The organism is Nitrospira lenta, from assembly GCF_900403705.1.
Taxonomy (GTDB): domain Bacteria; phylum Nitrospirota; class Nitrospiria; order Nitrospirales; family Nitrospiraceae; genus Nitrospira_D; species Nitrospira_D lenta.
Map to the genome: position 1 here is coordinate 14,923 of NZ_OUNR01000012.1, position 19,079 is coordinate 34,001.

General features: G+C 57.2%; 18 protein-coding genes. 6 read left to right on the forward strand and 12 right to left on the reverse strand.

The features are described 5' to 3' along the window. On the forward strand, positions 1 to 2,673 hold the full coding sequence (locus tag NITLEN_RS06415) for an ABC transporter permease (RefSeq protein ID WP_146216118.1): 2,673 nt from the start codon (positions 1 to 3) through the stop codon (positions 2,671 to 2,673). 32 nt (positions 2,674 to 2,705) lie between these two features. Here NITLEN_RS06415 and NITLEN_RS06420 read toward each other — a convergent pair whose 3' ends face one another. The 12 genes from NITLEN_RS06420 to NITLEN_RS06475 all read right to left on the reverse strand — a co-directional run bounded on the left by NITLEN_RS06420 (position 2,706) and on the right by NITLEN_RS06475 (position 14,557). Beyond that, positions 2,706 to 3,206 (reverse strand): PilZ domain-containing protein, encoded by a 501-nt coding sequence (locus tag NITLEN_RS06420; RefSeq protein ID WP_121988781.1) that lies wholly within the window; start codon positions 3,204 to 3,206, stop codon positions 2,706 to 2,708. A 266-nt stretch (positions 3,207 to 3,472) separates the two neighbouring features. Continuing rightward, positions 3,473 to 3,841, reverse strand: coding sequence for a VOC family protein (locus tag NITLEN_RS06425; protein ID WP_121988782.1), 369 nt, complete (start codon positions 3,839 to 3,841; stop codon positions 3,473 to 3,475). Positions 3,842 to 3,843: 2 nt separating this feature from the next. Then, complete coding sequence (locus tag NITLEN_RS06430) at positions 3,844 to 6,582, reverse strand: M1 family metallopeptidase (RefSeq protein WP_121988783.1); 2,739 nt, start codon at positions 6,580 to 6,582, stop codon at positions 3,844 to 3,846. Then, the gene (gene rpiA / locus NITLEN_RS06435; RefSeq protein WP_121988784.1) at positions 6,579 to 7,280 is read right to left on the reverse strand and encodes a ribose-5-phosphate isomerase RpiA; all 702 of its coding nucleotides are present in this window, start codon (positions 7,278 to 7,280) and stop codon (positions 6,579 to 6,581) included. The genes NITLEN_RS06430 and rpiA overlap by 4 nt, the downstream gene beginning before the upstream one ends. After that, positions 7,277 to 8,350 carry a glucokinase gene (glk, locus tag NITLEN_RS06440; protein ID WP_121988785.1) on the reverse strand — a complete coding sequence of 358 codons (1,074 nt, stop codon included), beginning with the start codon at positions 8,348 to 8,350 and terminating at the stop codon, positions 7,277 to 7,279. The genes rpiA and glk overlap by 4 nt, the downstream gene beginning before the upstream one ends. A 20-nt stretch (positions 8,351 to 8,370) precedes the next feature. Next, entirely contained in the window at positions 8,371 to 9,123 is a 753-nt protein-coding gene (gene pgl, locus NITLEN_RS06445) for a 6-phosphogluconolactonase (protein ID WP_121988786.1), read from the reverse strand. 1 nt (position 9,124) lies between these two features. Then, a complete protein-coding gene (locus NITLEN_RS06450) occupies positions 9,125 to 10,831 on the reverse strand; it encodes a glucose-6-phosphate isomerase (RefSeq protein ID WP_121988787.1) in 1,707 nt (568 codons plus the stop codon). Positions 10,832 to 10,935: 104 nt separating this feature from the next. Beyond that, positions 10,936 to 11,550, reverse strand: a complete 615-nt coding sequence (locus tag NITLEN_RS06455) for a hypothetical protein (RefSeq protein ID WP_181416684.1) — start codon at positions 11,548 to 11,550, stop codon at positions 10,936 to 10,938. A gap of 177 nt (positions 11,551 to 11,727) precedes the next feature. Next, complete coding sequence (locus tag NITLEN_RS06460) at positions 11,728 to 12,366, reverse strand: L,D-transpeptidase (protein ID WP_121988789.1); 639 nt, start codon at positions 12,364 to 12,366, stop codon at positions 11,728 to 11,730. A gap of 10 nt (positions 12,367 to 12,376) precedes the next feature. After that, positions 12,377 to 13,531: a L,D-transpeptidase family protein gene (locus NITLEN_RS06465; protein WP_121988790.1), complete on the reverse strand. Its 1,155-nt coding sequence runs from the start codon at positions 13,529 to 13,531 to the stop codon at positions 12,377 to 12,379. Between the two features lie 14 nt (positions 13,532 to 13,545). Continuing rightward, a complete protein-coding gene (locus tag NITLEN_RS06470; RefSeq protein WP_146216119.1) occupies positions 13,546 to 14,169 on the reverse strand; it encodes a hypothetical protein in 624 nt (207 codons plus the stop codon). Positions 14,170 to 14,290: 121 nt separating this feature from the next. Further along, positions 14,291 to 14,557: a hypothetical protein gene (locus NITLEN_RS06475; RefSeq protein WP_121988792.1), complete on the reverse strand. Its 267-nt coding sequence runs from the start codon at positions 14,555 to 14,557 to the stop codon at positions 14,291 to 14,293. Positions 14,558 to 14,960: 403 nt separating this feature from the next. Between NITLEN_RS06475 and rpmH the strand changes: the two genes are divergently transcribed. From rpmH to mnmE, 5 genes are all read left to right on the forward strand, one after another. After that, on the forward strand, positions 14,961 to 15,098 hold the full coding sequence (gene rpmH, locus NITLEN_RS06480; RefSeq protein ID WP_121988793.1) for a 50S ribosomal protein L34: 138 nt from the start codon (positions 14,961 to 14,963) through the stop codon (positions 15,096 to 15,098). Between the two features lie 217 nt (positions 15,099 to 15,315). Beyond that, a complete protein-coding gene (gene rnpA / locus NITLEN_RS18820) occupies positions 15,316 to 15,651 on the forward strand; it encodes a ribonuclease P protein component (RefSeq protein WP_425464139.1) in 336 nt (111 codons plus the stop codon). A 1-nt stretch (position 15,652) separates the two neighbouring features. Next, on the forward strand, positions 15,653 to 15,865 hold the full coding sequence (gene yidD / locus NITLEN_RS06490; RefSeq protein ID WP_121988795.1) for a membrane protein insertion efficiency factor YidD: 213 nt from the start codon (positions 15,653 to 15,655) through the stop codon (positions 15,863 to 15,865). 31 nt (positions 15,866 to 15,896) lie between these two features. Then, positions 15,897 to 17,567 (forward strand): membrane protein insertase YidC, encoded by a 1,671-nt coding sequence (gene yidC, locus NITLEN_RS06495; RefSeq protein ID WP_121988796.1) that lies wholly within the window; start codon positions 15,897 to 15,899, stop codon positions 17,565 to 17,567. A gap of 73 nt (positions 17,568 to 17,640) precedes the next feature. Further along, positions 17,641 to 19,074 (forward strand): tRNA uridine-5-carboxymethylaminomethyl(34) synthesis GTPase MnmE, encoded by a 1,434-nt coding sequence (mnmE, locus tag NITLEN_RS06500; protein ID WP_121988797.1) that lies wholly within the window; start codon positions 17,641 to 17,643, stop codon positions 19,072 to 19,074. Positions 19,075 to 19,079 lie beyond the last annotated feature (5 nt).

The window sequence follows — 19,079 nt, forward strand, 5'->3', positions numbered from 1 at the left end:
GTGAACACCTTCGCACTAAAAATGGCGTGGCGCGAAACTCGCGCAGCTTGGCGACACTTTTTCTATTTCCTCACCAGCATTGCGGTGGGAGTAGGCGCCCTGGTGGGAGTCTCACTATTTTCCGCCCATCTTGAGCAAGCCGTCACGAAGGAAGCCCGTGGCTTACTCGGCGGGGATCTTGAGGTTCGCCTCTCGCGGCAGGTGAGTCCCGCAGGACTCACCTTTCTCACCTCGCTGACCAGTCGCGACATCGCGATGACTCACGTGAGCGAGTTGATCGGGATGGCCGCTCACGGTCCCGGAACACGCGCCTCCGGCCAATCGTCACAAATTGTCGAGCTTAAGGCGGTGGAATCGCTCTATCCGTTGTATGGGGCCCTGCGACTGGAACCGGATCGCCCGCTGTGGGAACTGCTGCAGCTCCAGTCGGCCGGCTGCCCGGGATCGCCCTGCTGGGGCGCAGTAGTTCAAGAATCACTGCTCATTCGAATGGGATTGAAGCTTGGCCAGTCGCTCACCATCGGCCAGGCCAGCTTCCGGATTACCGGGATCGTGCGCACGGAACCAGACCGCATGGCAAATGCGTTCAGCCTGGGCCCTCGCGTGCTGATTGCCCAGGAGGGGCTCCGCGCCACAGAACTAGTAAAACTCGGCAGTCGCGTACGCGAACGCTATCTGTTACAAACCCCGGCCGACACCAAAATTGAACCGCTCCTGTATGAATTGCGGAGCCGTTTGGCGGCGGACTCCGCGCGCGTCTCGACGTATCGAGAGGCGCAACCGCAACTGAAACAATTTCTGGAGCAATTGACCAGGTATCTCGGGCTCATCGGACTGACCGCCTTGTTTGTCAGCGGGATCGGCGTCGCGACATCCGTACGCGCCTTCCTTCGTGAAAAGCTGTCAACGATCGCCATCTTGAAAACCGTCGGCGCCGATTCTCCCACCATCATTCGCACCTATATGACCCAGGCCCTCCTCCTAGGACTGACCGGAAGCGTCGCGGGACTGATCCTCGGCGTCAGTCTAGAACAAGCCGTGCCTTGGATATTGTCTTCGTGGTTCGCCTCGGACATGCTGGGGCAAATTGGCTTTACATCGGGACTCTCCCTATACTCATTTCTGCCGCTCAGTAAAGGGCTGGCCCTCGGCCTGCTCACCACATTGCTCTTCACCCTGTGGCCGTTATTAGCCATTCGATCCGTTAAACCGGTCGCGCTGTTGCGACGCGACGCGCTCGCATCGGAATCGCCTGCGGACACTACGGACCGGAGCTGGCACCGGCACATCGCTCGCCTTGATCGGACAAAGCTGCTCACCGCTGGCACCATCGTCGTCGGGCTTGCCCTGCTGTCGATGTGGCAAGCCGGAACGTGGAAAATTGGACTCCTTTTTATGGGAGCCTTCTCGCTCGCACTCGCACTGTTAGGAAGCGCCGCCTGGCTAGTGATCCAAGCACTGGCTGTCGTGGCCCGGCCAAAGAATCTGGCCGTACGCCATGCGGTCGGCAACATTGTTCGTCCGGGGAGTCAGGCCGTCAGCATGACCATCGCCATTGGGATTGGGGTCATGGTGATCGTAACCGTCGCGCTGGTTGAACAGGCCTTGCTCCGACAGCTCGGCGAGAGCCGGCCGGCGGATGCCCCAACGTTTTTCTTCATTGATATTCAACCGGACCAAGTGGACGGTATCTCTCGTCTGCTCCGTGACCGGGTAGGGGTCCGCACACCAAATCTGACTCCACTGATTCGCTCACGGGTCGTAGCCGTAAACGGCCAACCGATCAAGACTGAAGCTGTATCCGAGGAGGAGGAGCGGACCGCCCAATCGGGCGATAAGGATCAGCGCCGCAAGGCATGGTACCTCACCAGAGAATATGTGCTGACCTTCTTGGATCAGCTGCCGAAGGACAACGTCATCGTGAAAGGCCGGTGGTGGACACCTGGCCAGACCTTTACGCTCCCCATCATCTCGGTCGAGGAAGACGCCGCCAAGGCAATGGGGCTGGATGTCGGACAGACGATCGAGCTGGACATTCAGGGCACGCCGCTGGTCGCAGAGGTCGGCAGCATTCGCAAAGTAGAGTGGGGCAACTTCTCCACAAACTTTTACATGGTCCTGTCGCCCGGCGCACTGGATGGCGCGCCCCTCACTTATGTGGCGACCGTGCAGGTCCCGCCCTCCGACGAGGTCTCGTTGCAACAAGCGATTGTCGCCGAATTTCCCAACGTGACGGCGATCAATATCGGCGATGTCCTCGATAGCTTTGCCCGCATCCTCGATCGCCTGTCTCTGGCCATTCGAGCCGTGGCGCTCTTCTGCGTCCTCACCGGAGGCCTTGTCATGGGAGCGGCGCTCGCAGCCACCCGGTATCGGCGCCTCTATGAATCCGCGGTGCTGAAGGCCTTGGGCGCCACCCGGGGGTTGCTCATCGGCTCCTTCGCGATCGAATATCTGTTGCTGGGAATCGTGGGGGGCGCGATCGGTGTCGGACTAGCCAGCGCCTTGTCCTGGGCACTTCTTCGATGGGTGTTCGAACTCGGCTGGGCCCTGCATCCCCACGTGCTGCTCATCGGACTGGGATTGACGATGATCCTCACGCTTCTCGTGGGATTTCTCAGCACCTACCGTATACTCGGACAGCGGCCGCTGCCCGTCCTTAGATACGAGTGAGTCGCCACGACTTGATGGTGCACACCGATCACTTAGCGAGGAAGCGCAGGTTCCGGCAACCAAAGATCCAGAATACTCCGGATACGCCGTTGATCCTGCCGATGCAGTTGGATAAATCGCAGGCCGATTTCTCCCTGGGATGAAGACCGGACAATCGCCTCCTCCACCGTAATTGGGAACGATGCGTTGGAGTGTTGAAACTCCAACTCAACCCGTGTCCCCGGAACCACGGGACGCTCACAACGGATCCGGCAGCCGCGAATCGACAAATCCTGGATAGTCCCTTCTTCCCCCAACGCCTGCGGTGAGGCATGCAGCGGTTTCAGCCACACGGGGAAATCGACCGCAACCCGATCGAAGTTTCGGCGGGGATTAGTGGCAACTTTTCCGAGAAAAGAACGAAACCGCCGCGCGCACAGCTGGCAGCGGAACGGATAGACCGTCACATACCCCAAGAGTCTGTCCGTGAACGACCGGCGGACTGCGAGTCGAGTTTTTGTTGTGCCGCAGAACGGGCACGCCATCAGCCTCATGAAACGGCCCTTCCATCCCGTGATGAGTGACGGCCATCGTACTCGCGGCCGCGCGTTTTCGGCTACCCCCTAAAAGTACAAGACCATGCGCAGCGGCTCCGGATATTGGTCCAATGTTTTCCGCCAAGATCGATCGTGTTCGACGTGAACAACGCCCACAGATCTTGCTCGAGCTCCGGCGCAGCCAGATCAATGATCTCGTCGCACTGGCGCCGTAACCCATGCGGAACACCTTCGTAAACTCAGAAGGACATTTGCCGCAAGTCCTACCAGGGCTGCGTCACCTGATGCAGGGTAAGGGCATTGCCCTCGGAGTCCAGAATCACAGCGAGACGGCAGACAGGTGTGGAGAGTGGTTCGAGCTTCACTCGCACTCCCTTCGCTCGCAACTGCTCGATCGTGTCATCGACGTTCTGCACTTCGAAGGCAATGCTGCCACCGGCATCGGCACTGGGCGCTCCTCCTTCTTTCAAATTGGTGAGGGCGAATGTCCCCCCGTCCAGATCATATTCGACCCATTCGAACTCATGCGACTCGCGGCGAGCCATGCGGAGACCGAGAATCTCCTCATAGAACCGTCGCGCCCGAGGCATGTCCGTGACAGGGTAGACGGTGAAGGCGATGCGCTTGATCATGGCTACGCTCCGGGTTGTTGTGATTGGAGGTAGATCGGCAATCTGTCGCGTTCTCGTTCGCGGAAGGTCACGGCGATCCGCAGCTGCTCCAGATATTGGTCCAATGTTTTTCCGCCAAGATCGATCTTGCGGGAAAGGAAGAACGCTCGCACATCCTGTTCAAGTTCAGCCGTGGCCAGCGCGACGATGCCGCCGCACATCCGCCGCAAGCCTTGCTTCGGAAACAGCCGGTCCATCAGATCCCAGTTCGTCTTCACAAATTCCCAGGCCTGTTCACGCCCATACACATTCCCCATCACGGCACTGACGACGAACGGCGCATCCTGAGTCCGCATCTCGCCGCTGACCGTTCGGGCGAGTGTGCGCGCCAACAACGCCGGGGCTTGAAAGGCGGCGAGCGCAAACAAATACCGCCGCTCCTCTTGCGGCGTCGCCGCGGTTCGGGAGCGCTCGAAGAACTCGTTGTAGCGCACCTCGTCGCCGGTGTAGGCCAGAATGGCCACGAGCGCAGGGACGACATTGGGGTCAACGCGGGAAGGGTCTGCGCGGTACAGTCGATACTGCTCTGCGGCTTGCGCTTGAATAGCCGGGTCGTTGCCGAGCTTTCCCAACACACCGATAAGCTCTCCCCGCAACTGTCTCACAAGATCGTCCTCGCCGGGCTTCGGCTGCCACGTAAGCTCGGTTACGGCAGGGAGAAGGCGCGCACGAACGAAGGCTTCCAACACCGGCCGGTCGGCGGCCGCGATAATGCGGTTCAAGAACGAAAAGGCATCGAGGAGGACGGCCCATACATTTTTGTCCCGCTCGCCGGTGAAGTGGCTGGTCAGACGCAAATAATCGGACAGCGGCGTGAGCCCTGAAACCGTCGTCGCCCAGACATCGCTGACCAGATTGAATCGCTCGCTCGGCGCGAGGCGATCAACTCCAGCTTCCAGGATACGCTGCAGCAGCGAGGACTCGTATCGCACTCGATAAAATCCGTGTCCCGCTTCATTGACGAACAGGTGCTGGACGCCTTTCGGAAGACTCACGCGCACTTCCCGATCAGCCAAGAGGAGACGGCGATGTTCGGTGGTGCCGCCGGCGGTGATTCGGAGCGGAACAGGAATCTGCCAAGACTGCTCGGTCGATTCAGGAGATGCGAGATAGGTAAACCGCTGCTGTGACAGCACGAGCTCCGTCTCATTGTCCTGACGCACGGTGACGAGGGGATAGCCCGACTGAAAAATCCAGCCGTTCATGAGTTCAGGAACCGCTTGCTTCGACGCCTGTCCCAATGCCACCCACAGATCGTTCGTATCCGCGTTCCCGTACGCATGGGCGCGGAGATAGTGCCGCACGCCTTCGCGAAAGACCGCCGGTCCAATATGTTGTTCGAGCATGCGAAGCACCGAGGCGCCTTTTTCGTAGGTCAGCACGTCAAACATGGCATCCGCGTCTTTGGGCGCGCGAACGGGATACTCGATCGGACGCGTGCTCAGCAGACCATCCACGGAGAAGGCCGCAGCGCGCGAGACCCCAAACGCGTCCCAGCGTTTCCATTCAGGCTTCCACGCATCGACCGCGAGCATTTCCATGAAGGTGGCAAAGGCCTCGTTCAGCCAGAGCCCGTTCCACCACGACATCGTGACGAGATCGCCGAACCACATATGCGCGTTCTCATGGGCGACGACATCGGCCACCCGCTCCCGCTCCGCATGCGTGCCGGTGTGCTCATCGACCAGCAAAGCGGTTTCCCGGAAGGTAATGGCGCCGAGGTTTTCCATCGCACCGGAGGCGAAGTCGGGAATGGCGAGGAGATCGAGCTTATCTCCCGGATAGGGAATGCCGTAATACTCCTCGAAAAACGTTAGCGACGCCGCGGCGATTTCATGACCGAACCGCGTGAGCGGCTGTTTCCCAGGCACGGTCCAGAGACGCAGTGGCGTGGAGCCGACGTACAGGGCCTTGGTCGCTTCGAGTTGCCCGACAATGAAGGCGACGAGATAGGTGGACATCTTCATACTGTCGGCAAACCGCATGATTCTTTTGCCGGACAAGACGGAGTCGGACAGGACGGACGCATTCGATACCGCCGTGAGACTCGGATCAATCACCAGCGTGGTGGCAAAGACCGCTTTAAAGTCCGGCTCATCCCAGCAGGGGAAGGCTCGTCGTGCATCGGTCGCTTCAAACTGTGTGGCGGCCATGGTGTGAGACACGCCCGCCTGATCCTTATAGGTACTGCGGTAAAAACCACGCAGGTGGTCATTCAATGTTCCTTGAAACACCAGCGTGAGCTGCGCCTCGCCCACTGCAAGAGAACGGGAAAACGTCAGCCGGCAACGCTGCATCGCCGCATCAAGCTCGACCGTCGCATCAAGCCGGCCGCCGGCTGTCCCTTCAAGCGTCGCCGATGAAATCGTGAGATCGACCGCGTTCAGGATGATGGTGCTAGTCGCATGCGTGACCGTGACGGCGATGACAGCGAGGCCCGAGAAGGTCGCGGCGCGAAGGTCCGGCTCCAGCCGTAAGTCGTAGCGATGCGGCACAACGTGCCGGGGTAAGCGATAGGGATCCAGATTGCCCGACGCATCATCGATGTTCATATCTTTGCCTTTCGGTCGTGTCGTCGTGGTTGCTGCAATGGCCGGATGGACGGCCGAGAGAAGGAGGGGAGCTAGCGGAAGAACCAGCAGTGCACGGGCTCGTCTGGCCACTGTCGTGAACAGATAACGCCTGCCGACGGATTCACTCATTGCTCCGGCGCATGGTGGATATCGACTCCGTGAGGGGAACCGACGATCAAGATACTGGTTCGACCGATGAACAGACCGGTTTCCACAACTCCAGGAATCTGGTTCAAGGCTATTTCGAGATCCTTCGGATGGTGAATCCGCGCAATGTGTACGTCCACGATCAGATTCCCGGCTTCGGTCCTGAACGGAGCGCCGTTTTTCTCTCTCAGCACTACCCGGCTCTTGGTCAAGGATTCGATCTCTCGCGCCGTGCTGCCCCACCCGAAGGGAATGATTTCGATCGGAAGGGGAAAGGATCCTCCCAACATAGGCACTTGCTTCGTATAATCCACCAGCACAATAAATTGCTTCGCGGAGGCCGCAACGATCTTTTCCTTCAGGAGGGCGCCGCCGCCGCCTTTGATCAGATTGAATCCGGGATCGACCTGATCGGCGCCATCGATCGCCACATCAAGCTCCCACCGACTGTCGGCATCGATGAGGGCAATGCCGGCCTCTTTGGCAAGCGCAGCCGTTTCGTGCGATGTCGGCACTCCGCGCAACCGCATCCCGGCCCGAACTTTTTCACCGAGGGCGACAATCATATGCTTGGCCGTCGAACCGGTGCCCAGTCCGACGATCATGCCGTCGCGAACGAACTCGACGGCTTCCAATGCCGCGGCTTTCTTGAGTCTATCGAGATCTAACTGCGTGGTCATAGCGCCGGAGCATGAGAAAGAGCGGCAGCAACCGAGGCCGCTCCGAGCAACGCGGTCTTCTGGTTCATCACGACTTTTACCGGCACGTTAGTCAGCAGGCGCTTGTACCGCCCTTTATTGACAAAGGCTTTCATGAACGTGCCATCCTGAAGTTTCTTGATGAGTTTCGGAGCCATCCCCCCGGCCACATACACGCCGTCGAGCGACAGCGCTTTGAGCGCCAGATTGCCGGCCTCGGCGCCGTAAATAGAGGCAAACAGATCCAACGACTGCTTGGCGATGTCGGCCTGACCCTTCAGGCCGGCCTCGGCAATTTCGGCCGCCGGATCGCCAGCCTTGATTTTTTCTGCGAGCCACGTCGGTTCGTTTTTCTTCGTGTCGCGAACATACTCATAGATCGCATTCAGTCCGGGTCCAGATAGGATTCGTTCATAGCTGACGTGGAGGAACTGGCTGCGGAGATAGCGCAACAGTTCGATTTCGTAGTCGTTATTCGGAGCAAAGTCGGCGTGCCCGCCTTCCGACGGCATTGGGCGATAGGACTTGCCGTCCCAGAAAAGAATCGCCTCGCCAAGTCCGGTCCCGGCGGCGATGAGCGCCAGCGCTTGCCGTTGGGGAGGGGGACTGCCGGGATTGAGCACCTCCAATTCGTCAGGCCGCAACAGCAAAATCCCGTAGGCGGTCGCCTCAAGATCGTTGAGCAATTGCACGCGTGGAATATCGAATCGCTTGGCTATCGCCGCTCCATCCACCACCCACGGCAGATTGGTGGTCTTGGAGCGGTTCTCGATCACCGGGCCGGCAATGCCAAAGCATGCCGCAGTGAGCGTGACGGGTTCAGGGGGCGCCGGCGCTTCGTTCGATTCGCCTTCACTCGACGCGGCGGCATCAATCTCGTCCAACAGCATCGGCGGCGTCGGCGGAGTGAGAAACTCTTCCAGAATTTCTTCGAGGGATTTGTAGTCGGCGCTAAGAAACGTCTCCAGCCTGACCGGTTCCACCCGCTCGGTGGGCCAATCATAGAGGGCGAGATTCGTTTTGGTTCCACCGATATCGCCTGCCAGAATCATCGTCAATCCTTCTCGTCGTCTTATCGCATGAGGGCGCCGGCCGCAGCATCGTCGAGCAACCAGACGAGGTGCCCGCTATCCGGCTTCACTTGAGCCGCCGGCAGCGTCCGTTCCGGCTGGGTTTTTGACTGGAGCACCGCGCGTACCATCTCGGCCTTCCCAGTACCGGTTACCAGGAACAGTACCACAGTCGCCCGGTTGATCACACCTAGGGTCAGGGTCAAACGAGAAGGAATCCCTTTCGGTGAGAGACCGACCGCGACCAGGTGGCTCCGCTCCGACAATGCGGGTGTCCCAGGGAAAAGTGACGCGGTATGGCCATCCTCTCCCAAACCGAGAAGGACCAGATCCAGACGGGGAATCGCCGGTGGCGGACTGTGCGTGAGGGCCCTGAGCGCCTGCTCATAATCCGCCGCGGCCAGACTGAGGTCGGTAGATTCGCCTTTCATTCGATGGACCTGTGACAGTCCGATACCCAACGGACGGAACAGGGCCTCCAAGGCGAGTCCATAATTGCTGTCAGGATGATCGGGTGGGACGCCGCGCTCGTCGCCGAACAAAAAGATCATCCGATCCCACTGGCATTGGGTCTTCCATTCAGGCGATGTCAAGGCTCCGTAGAGCGCTTTGGGAGTCGTGCCTCCCGACAGAGCAATGACGCACGAGCCCTGCGCCTGAATGGTCTGCGTAGTGATGTCCCGGAAAAGACCGCAGGCTCTGTCGAGCCAGTCCTGACCAGGCCGACACACAAGGATTTCAGGAGAGCTCGACATGTTAGCGAGAGCGACGGCTCGATGACCGCTTCGCCGGCACGGTCTGCCGGCGTGGTCGCGCCGCCGGAGCGCCGAACCGGCTGACTATGGCGTTGACGGTGGCCGCCGGGGTAGGGCCAAGCATAACCCGAATCGCGGGACGGCCATGAGCCTGTAACGATTCAAGATCGCCGGTCGCTTGAGCCTTTGCCAATGTGCCGAATGAAAAAGTTTGCGCGGGAATCTGGAGATCCGGCGTCATGCGATCGACGAGCTCGAGAAAGACGCCGCTTGCCGGGCCGCCCTTGTGCAACTGCCCGGTCGAATGCAAGTAGCGGGGGCCGTACCCGAATGTTGTCGTGACATGATGCTGCTGTACCAAGGCCTTCCTCAAGCGCCGGATCGCGGTCTCAAGCGGCTTTGAAGGGGTTGTATACGCCAAGATGGCGACATACGAACCGGCGTGGAGATGGCCGGCCAGCTCGGCAGCCGCTTCAGCCGGGGTACTCACCACCGCTTCAGGCAGCCGGCCGGTGGACTGATAGCCATCGAGCACTCGCCTGGTATTGTCTTTACTCTCCTGCACATTGGGCTGATCGAACGGTTGGATACCCAGCACATGGCCCGCCACAGCGGTGGCATATTCCCAACGGAAAAATTCAGCGCCGAGATCGTACGGATCACGCAGCGCAAACGTGAGAACAGGATGCCCGGCACGCGCGAGGGCTTCAACGTGACGATCCAAGGTCTCATTTTTTGCGCCCTTCAGCCTGAGATAGACAAACACTCGATCGGATCCATACATCCCTGGCGCAAGGACAGGCTCCTGCGCGACAGGGACAATCCCCTTGGTCTCTTTGCCGGTACTTTCAGCTATTAATTGCTCAGCCCATAGACCGAAGGTATCGATGGGAGGGGATGCGAGAATGGTCACCTTGTCCCTTCCGGCTTTGGCGAGCGTCCCCATCGCCACTCCAAGGTAGACACCCGGGTTGCCTTCTACGGAACGGCCCTCGCGGCAACGGTCGGCCATCTTTCCCGCGCGCCCCAACAAGCGAGGAATATCGAGCCCCATCAAGGCCGCCGGAACTAACCCAAACAATGAGAGGACGGAATACCGCCCGCCGATATCAGGCGGATTGCTGAAAATCTTCCGAAAGCCGTGTTCCCGCGCCATGGTCTCAAGACCGGTGCCTGGATCAGTGATCGCAATAAACTGCTGGCCGCCGCGATTCCCCTTCGTTCCCGCCACAAGTTTCCAGAAATGCGCGAAGAGGGACATGACTTCGATCGTCCCGCCCGACTTGCTAGCCACGAGAAAGAATGTGCGGGCAGGAAGAATCGACTTGGTGACCGAGCGAACCCATCCCGGCACAGTCGTGTCGAGCACCCAGAGGCGCGGGGCTCCTTTTTTTGAACCGAATGATGTACGAAAGACTTCGGGGCCGAGGCTGCTGCCGCCCATACCGAGCAGGACGACATCCCTGATGCCTTCTTTTCTCGCCTCAGCAGCCAATGTTTTCAACGCCGATACGTGCGCAAGCATGTCCTCGGGCAATGTCAGCCAGCCCAGTCGATTGGTAATTTCCGTGGGCTCAGGTTTCCACAGGCGGTAGTCTTTGGACCACAGCCTCTCCACAACTTGATGGCGAACGATCGACGCACTCGCATCGCGAACGACTGCGTTGTACGGCTCGGCAAGATGTTCTCTGGAAGAAGAAATGGCCATGTGGGCTCTCCTTGGTTGAGTCACCGAAGGCTTTTAATTAGCACGCGACTATATATTAGGAATCAATCATCCAAAACGCAATGTGTCCTGACAGGGGTGATCCGTTAGGGCTCGGAGGGACGACGAATCATCACAGACATGCCATTTACCGTAGACCAGGCTAAGGACTGAGCTTCCTCGCTCGAAAGAGTCAAGCTGAGGGTCGGAGTTTCATCGGGCGATTGAGTCTCCGCCAACTGCTGTTTCCAGGCACGCAGCTGTTTCCAGGCCTTCCGGCTTGTCGCGTGAATCCATCCCATCGTCCCTTGCGCCTCAGCAGACTCGATATCCAGAGTCATGGCTGGGGTAAACGACAGCCGATATTCCGTCGGCATATCAGACAGAGAAATCGGCTCCTGCTCGGCTGTCGCAGACGGATCAATTTTTCGGCGAATCACCGGGGGACGGGCCGTCAAACGAAAAGTTCCCGTCAATCGCGAAAGCTCCGTCGCCGTCCATGCGGTAATGGAAAGCCTGTGAAGATCCACGCCGCGAGCCTTAATATAGATGCCCCCTGACATAAGATCGATGAGCAGATAGGTTTGAGGCCGCGCAGCCAGCTTGAGTTCCTCTTCGAGAACCCGCGAGCCCTCCTGTAACGCGACTGGATCGCTTGTATCAAGATCGGGAAAGACCTCGCCTTCGGCGGTCCACCCCGGAACCGGAAAAAGAAGCAGCATGGAAAGAGCAATTGATACGAGCATCGCTAGCATCTGTGTGCAGGGCGTGAATTGGCAGGAGACGGAAACAGCTCGTTCAGCAAGGCCGCAGCGAGCAGCGAGGCAAGGCGGACACGGCGGCACATTGAGTCTCTGTGTGACGCGAGAACGCCGTTGGAGGACGGTTTCCACATTCCGCTAGAAAATCATGATCGGTGTCCCCACTCGGGCGAGCTGGTAGACACTCTTTAGGTCATCGTCATTGAGTCGAATACACCCATGGGTCACGTTCTTGCCGAGCAGTCTTGTATAGAGCGTGCCATGAATAAAGTAGCCTTTCCCAAATCCAAGCGCATAGTCGCCCAGCACGCCTTGCTCGACTCGGTCAGCGGGATTCTTGGGAACCACGAGCCCTTCTTCAATGAAGGCCCAATCCGGCTTCACCCAAGCCGGATGTGTCAATTTAGATTGCACCGTAAATTCTCCGCGCGGGGTATCGAAGACCCATTGGGTATTCCCTTCACCCGGCTTATCGAGCACGACCCCGCTCCCGGTGGAGGCGATGGCATCCAACACGATCTCTTGACTGCGTTTGACATAGAGGTGATTTCGCGCAGTATCCACGAGAATGTAGTGTTGATGGGGCGCAAATTGCGCAAGCTGTTTCTTGAGGCTCTTGTATTGATTTTGCAAACCTCGGAGGACGCTGGGATCCACGACGGGAGACTGAGGGGCCGAGGCGATGGAGGACTGAAGTTGGCTGCTACTGTACGAAAGCAGGGCCGCGAACAAGCCGACGGAGAGGACCGAACCTATAAGGAGCAGGACTCGCTTCATGGAACCAGCCTCAGGTTTCTTCTCCGTGTTCACCCAACTGAGCCAACGCCGTCGCGACGGCGTTGTGTCCGGTTAACGCGCCGACGATGCTGACCACACTTCCCGGTTCCACCCGCTCGAACAGCGCACTCATCTGCACATTGTCGAGCATGACGCAGCCCAGGGTTTGCGCCATCAATTCATTTTCAACGCCGTGGATTTCGATCTGGCCTCCGATCTGCTTCGCAGCATGGATGCGCCCGACCTTCTTGCCTTGTGCGAATCGACGACGATCGTCCTGGTTCGGGTAATCAATGACCAGCGCTCGGTAAAACTGTGTCCGGCCCGCTCCACGTTTATCCGTGATACGGTATCGTCCCTCCGGCGTGGCGCCGTCACCCTGAAATTGCTTTTCACGAATACCATTGAACCCTAAACGGACAGGGTATGATACCACCTTGCTTCCATTTTTATAGAGCGTCAGAACTCTCTCCGCTTTGCTGACAATAATGGCGGTTGATCGGTGGGTCCGGGACCACTCGATTGTCTGCTGCGCCAAGGCCTGCCAACTGCGAATATGTTGCTCATCCGCATATCGCCCGAGCTCGCGAGCAAGAAGCGCGGCCTGCACACGCAGAGCCTTGCCGGCTAAATCGGCGGCTTCAATTGAACGCTGATAATCATGCTGATCGTAGAACGCTCGGGCCTGCTTCACCAACAAATCAGTCTGGACTGGTTTCCCACCCAACACAATGCGGCCATCAATGGCGTCAATTTGTGAGGAGAGCGCGCGGAGCCGCTCTTCCACGCGCAGGACATTCAGTTGGGCGCGATGCTGCTGGGCTTGACGTTCGCCATGCAGCTTCGCAAGGGTATTCCCACCTTCTTCGCGTAGCCGGCGAAGCTCTGTTTCGAGCTCATTCGTTTCCCACGGCCATCGCACCAAGTCATCATCCGACTGTACGCGGGCACGGAGCGGCACCCATTGCCGCACAAAACGAGCATATTCTTCAGGCGCGATTTCCGGTGCTTTGAGCGCAACCAGCTGCTGATCGATCCGATCGACTGCACTGACCAGTTCAGGCGGAATGGCTTGGACACAGGCAGAGAACGCCCCCGCCAGGAAGAGTCCTTGGGCGAGAGCGATCAAACCACTTCTGACTGAGGGGACTGAAACGGTGGCCATGAATCAATACTACCTTACTTTTTCTTATGCGCAGAAGGTTTTCCCTTCCCGACTTTCGCCAAGGCATTCTGCAATTCCGCAGAGACCGCTTGCCCCTTGTCATGGATGGCTTTTGCCTGCGTCTGGGCAGCCGGATAGTCTTCTTTATCGATCGCTAATTGGATCTGATTCAACGAGGCTTTCAAGGCTTCGACATCATTCTTGATGGCCTCAAGTGCTGCACGGTCTTTACCCACCGGCGCACCGGCCACGAGATCAACCGCCGACTTCACCGCTTCCTGAGCGACTTGCTGAGCCTGAAGCGCACCGGCTTTCGCCTCTTCCTTCTTTTTCACGGCATCGGCCTTGACCCGTTCACCATCGGCCTTGGCAGAAGCCGCCAGTTGCTCGGCTTTCCCGTAATCGCGAAAGAGGGCAAACTTTCCGTCCTGATCCGTCACTTCTTTTTTCATGGCTGCCAGAGAGGCTTCGAGCTTGGCATAGTCTTGCGCGGTATAGATCGCCGCTCCGCTCATCTGAGCTTCCTTTAGCGCCTTTTCAGCCGCATCGAGTTGCTCGGCCGGGGGCTTAGCACAGCCCGCGAGCAAAATGGCTCCAAGCATCAGTGGCGCGAGCCGATTGATCGTGACGTTCATCATACTTCTCCTTATGGTTCGAGTGGGGGGCCTGCCGTACGCACTGCGCGCTTCCTCGACTGAGAAGGCCCCTCACTGAACATGCGAGACCTTCTCAGCCTGGTATAGAAGGGAGGGAGAAAACTTAGCCGTTCTTCTTTTCCTTACCCTTTTTCTTGCCTTTGCCGCCCTTTTTGTTCTTTTTTACTTTCTTTTCTTTTTCTCCATCCACTTTCTTTTCAGTTTCAGCCGGAGCACCCATCGCTGGGGCAGCAGGAGCAACTGGGGCTGGGACTGGCGCAGTGGCGGCTGGTGCCGTAGCTGGAGCTGCTTCCTGCGCATGCAGGTAGGTACCGGTTGAGAACATGGCAGCGACCGTAAGCGCAAGCATGCTAGTTAGAATTCTACCCATGTGAGAGAACCTCCTGTAATGTAATTGATTGAATGTGGGCACTCATCGAAGCATCGGACCTGCCATCAAGCAGTCAAAGCGATAGCGCGATTCTGCATAGTACTGGCAAGCTTAATGCCACGCTCATTTTGTCAATTTAGAGGATCGCCACTTGGAGAAACACCTGTTTATGAAGAACCGTGGCCCAAGAGAAAGTGCCCCCTGTGGCACTCTGGCCGCTGAACTTACAAAAACGCCTCAGAAATTAATATCTTACGACTTACAGACTATCTCTCGACGATAAGAAGTACACCGACTAATTAATCCGCTTTGAAGCCCTGAGTAAATTGACACCTGAGTGCATGGCCAATATAATGCGCAACTCGATTATCTAAACGAACCGTGAAGTCCTAGGGGGATTGTTATGTCTTTTACATCTCAGCAGCCTTCAAACTTGAAAAAGAAGCGCGAACATGGATTTCGCAAACGCATGAGCACAAAGAACGGACGGAAGGTCTTGGCACGCCGTCGGGCAAAGGGTCGCGCTCGGCTGGCAGTCTAGCGTTTCAATTTCAGATGCCGAGAAGGGGCTGGATTCGAACGTTTGCCTAGCTTGCTCCGCATGAGTTCCAGTGCGTGCAGCCTGGAGAGGGAATCTGCTTCTCCTTACGCCCTACGTGATGGGCTGTCTGCTCGACTCCTGCCGGTTACCGCCGCCAACGAATACTCTCACATACTGGTGGGCGCACGACATGAGCTCACAAGCCAGAACTGACGTTATGTTCTTGCGAGTCAGTCGGGATATCGAACAAGTGAAGCGGCACGGGCGTCGCAGCTCCACGCAATGTTTCAATTTGCTCGCGAGCCGGACGGAGGGTGCAGTGAGTCAGGTGGGAATCGTCGTTGGCAGACGATTTGGCAATGCGGTCAAACGCAATCGGTCCAAGCGACGGTTCCGCGAACTCGTGAGAGCTATCTATCCAGACTTGATTCCTGGCTACCACCTGCTTGTATTCCCCAAGCGAGACGCCCTGACTCTTTCATTCCGCGAGCTCAAGGAATTGTGGACCGCCACACTGTCCAAACATCGCCTTCTGAACACGAGGTCGATCTAGCATGCGCCGTCTCCTGGTCGGACTGATTCAAGGCTACCGATATGTAATCTCACCGTGGCTGAGTCCGGCATGCCGATTTGATCCGACCTGTTCCCAATACGCGATGGATGCCATACGCCAGCGAGGCTGCCTGAAAGGTCTGGGACTGACCGTGATCCGCTTACTCAAATGCCATCCCTTTCATGCCGGTGGGTTTGACCCGGTTAAAAAATAGTTCAACATTGTTGAAGAAAGTACGTATCTAGATGATGGAGAAACGGGTCATCGTTTTCTTGGTGCTATCTCTGGCGATTATTTTTGGATACGACTACGCACTGAAAGAGATGGGTTGGCTTCCACAACCCTTGCCCACACAAGAGACCTCCGCATCACCTGAGACGGAACAGACAACCCCGTCGACCGAAGCAACCCCAATATCGGCATCGGCTGGCCCAGGCACGGCACAGTCACATGGACCAAACCACACTTCCTCGCCAGGGCTTGAAGGACCAGCTGCTCCACTTCCTCCAGCGGAAGAAACTGTCAGTATTGAGACGGATCTGTACCGTGCAAAGATCTCGACTCGCGGTGCAGTCCTGACGAGCTGGGAACTGAAACGGTATCAACAGACCGCGACCGATTCCGCGCCGGTCCAATTGGTCCGGCAGGGATCAAAGTTTGCCGGACCATTAGCCATCACCGCCACTGACGCAGAATTGACCAAGGCATTGGGTAGCGGTCTCTACACCGTCACACGAGATTTCTCCAACCTCGACAGTGCCCACCCGATCGGCCACATGACCTTTCAGTTTCGCGATGAAGCGAAGAATCTTCTCATCGAGAAGATCTTGACCTTCCACGCTGACAGCTACCTTGTCGACATTGGAATTCGATCGACTGGTCTGGATGGTGAACTGACCATTGGCTTGGGGACGAATTTCGGAATTGTGGAATGGGGCGATGGCTTGATCGGCCAAATCGGTTCAGCGTCCCTCGTCGATGACAAGGTCGATAAGGACGCGCCGGACTCTGAAATCGAGCGCAAGGGCGCCGTGCACTGGCTCGCGCTGCAAGACAAATATTTCCTTTCCGTCTTGATCCCCAAGCAGGCCTCCTCAACAGTGGTCAAGAAGGAAGGCGACAAACTGCTTTCGGCAAGTGTGCGTTTCTCTGCCCAGTCATCTAGATCCCCTTTGAACCTCCAGCTCTACGCCGGCCCTAAAGAGTACGATACCCTCGTGGCGATGCAAATTGGGATCGAAGACACGATCGACTTCGGCTGGTTTGTTTTTGGCAGCTGGGGAGTGGTGAAGGCCGTCGCCAAACCAATTTTCTACGTACTTCGCTTCATCAACGACTACACCCATAACTACGGCGTGACCATTATTCTACTCACGATGATGCTCAAGGTTCTCTTTGTGCCGCTCCAGTACAAGAGCTACAAATCGATGAAACAAATGCAGGTCATTCAGCCAAAAGTCTTGGCGATTCAGGAAAAATTTAAGGAGGACCGGGACCGGCTCAACAAAGAGTTAATCAAGCTCTATCGCGATCATAAGGTGAATCCCGTCGGGGGATGCCTCCCGATGGTCTTACAGATGCCCGTTTTTGTGGCTCTCTTCAACATTCTCTATATGACTATCGACCTGCGTCAGGCACCCTTCATGGCATGGATTACTGACCTGTCAGTACAGGACCCCTATTATGTCCTCCCAATTATTATGGGAGTGACGATGGTGGTTCAGCAGAAAATTACTCCGACCACGATGGATCCGACCCAAGCGAAGATCATGTTGATGCTTCCGGCATTTATGACCTTTCTATTCATTAATTTCCCGGCGGGCCTGGTGTTGTACTGGCTCACAAATAACGTGCTCACCATTTCCCAGCAGCTGATTACCGATCGCGTGATTTTTGCGAACAAGCCGGTTATTTGAACCATCGGCCTTTTTACGGATGGCCATCCGCTCTGCGACGAGCCCGGGATGGCACCGACGATAGAGTTCGACCATGCGAAATGCTGGAGGGTCAGGAGATACAATCTGCGCCGTCGCCACTCCCGTAGGCGAAGGTGGGATTGGAATTATACGTATCAGCGGACCTGAAACCCTCCTGATCGCCAGCCGGTTCATCCGCATCCGTTCAGGAATACCCCTGCGCACAATAGAGTCGCATCGTCTCTACCTTGCCGATATCTGGCAGGCGGATGCCTCGCAAACTGAAACGTCGTTGCGTTTCGAGACTCCCATTGATGAGGCGCTGGTGGTCTACATGAAAGCACCGCGCTCGTATACGGCGGAAGATGTCCTCGAAATTCATGCGCATGGGAGCCAGGCCGGGCTGGCCATGATTTCCGAATCTTGCCTCCAGGCAGGATGCCGCCTAGCAATGCCTGGGGAATTTACGAAGCGGGCTTTCTTGAATGGCCGTTTGGATTTGTCCCAAGCTGAAGGCGTCCTCGCGACAATCAAAGCCACGTCCGAGCAGGGCTTGGCTATTGCCCAACGCCACCTTCGGGGAGATCTAAAGCAGGAAGTCGATCAATTGAGATCACGACTTTTAGCCATGCTGGCTCACCTTGAAGCGGGGATCGATTTTGTCGAAGAAGATATTGAGTTCGTTGGCCGAGATGAATTGAAGAAGGTGCTACGAGAGACTACGGACACAATCGACGCCGCTCTGAGTTCATCAAGGACCGGCCGTGTGCTGAGGGAGGGTGCACGGGTCGTCATCGTAGGCCGGCCCAATGTCGGTAAGTCGAGTCTGCTGAATCGATTATTGGGAGAGAGTCGAGCGATCGTTACCGATACTCCGGGAACGACACGCGACCTGATCGAAGAGACCGTCCACTTTGACGGAGCCACGCTGTCCCTCGTTGACACGGCCGGGTTACGGGAAACCATCGATGCCATTGAGCGAGAAGGCATTCGCCGTACGGAAGAAGCTGTGCGTGATGCCGACCTTCTTATCATTGTGATTGACGCGACTGATTTGGCCCAGGCTGCCACAATATTTAACACCCCCTTGCTTGACAGGGGAAATATGGTCGTCGCTCTGAACAAGATAGACCTGCTCACTCCCGGTCAGATAGCGGACTTGTCTAGCCACTTCTCTTTACCAGGTGGTGGAGTACCGTTGCCGATATCGACTGTGACGGGTGAAGGCCTCAAGGCATTGCGAGAGGTCATCAAGGACAGCGTTGGACTCCGCAGTCTCGAGCCCTCTCAAAGTGTCACGATTACAAATATTCGACATCAGGAGATTCTTCTGAGATGCCGTGACTATCTGGCAAAGGCCCTTGAATCAATCGAGTCAGGCACACATCCGGAATGCGTGGCGGTGGATCTTCGGGGTGCCGCAGATACGCTTGGTGAAATTACCGGGGTCATTACCTCGGATGAGGTCCTCCATCGAATTTTTTCTCAGTTTTGCATCGGGAAATAATGGGT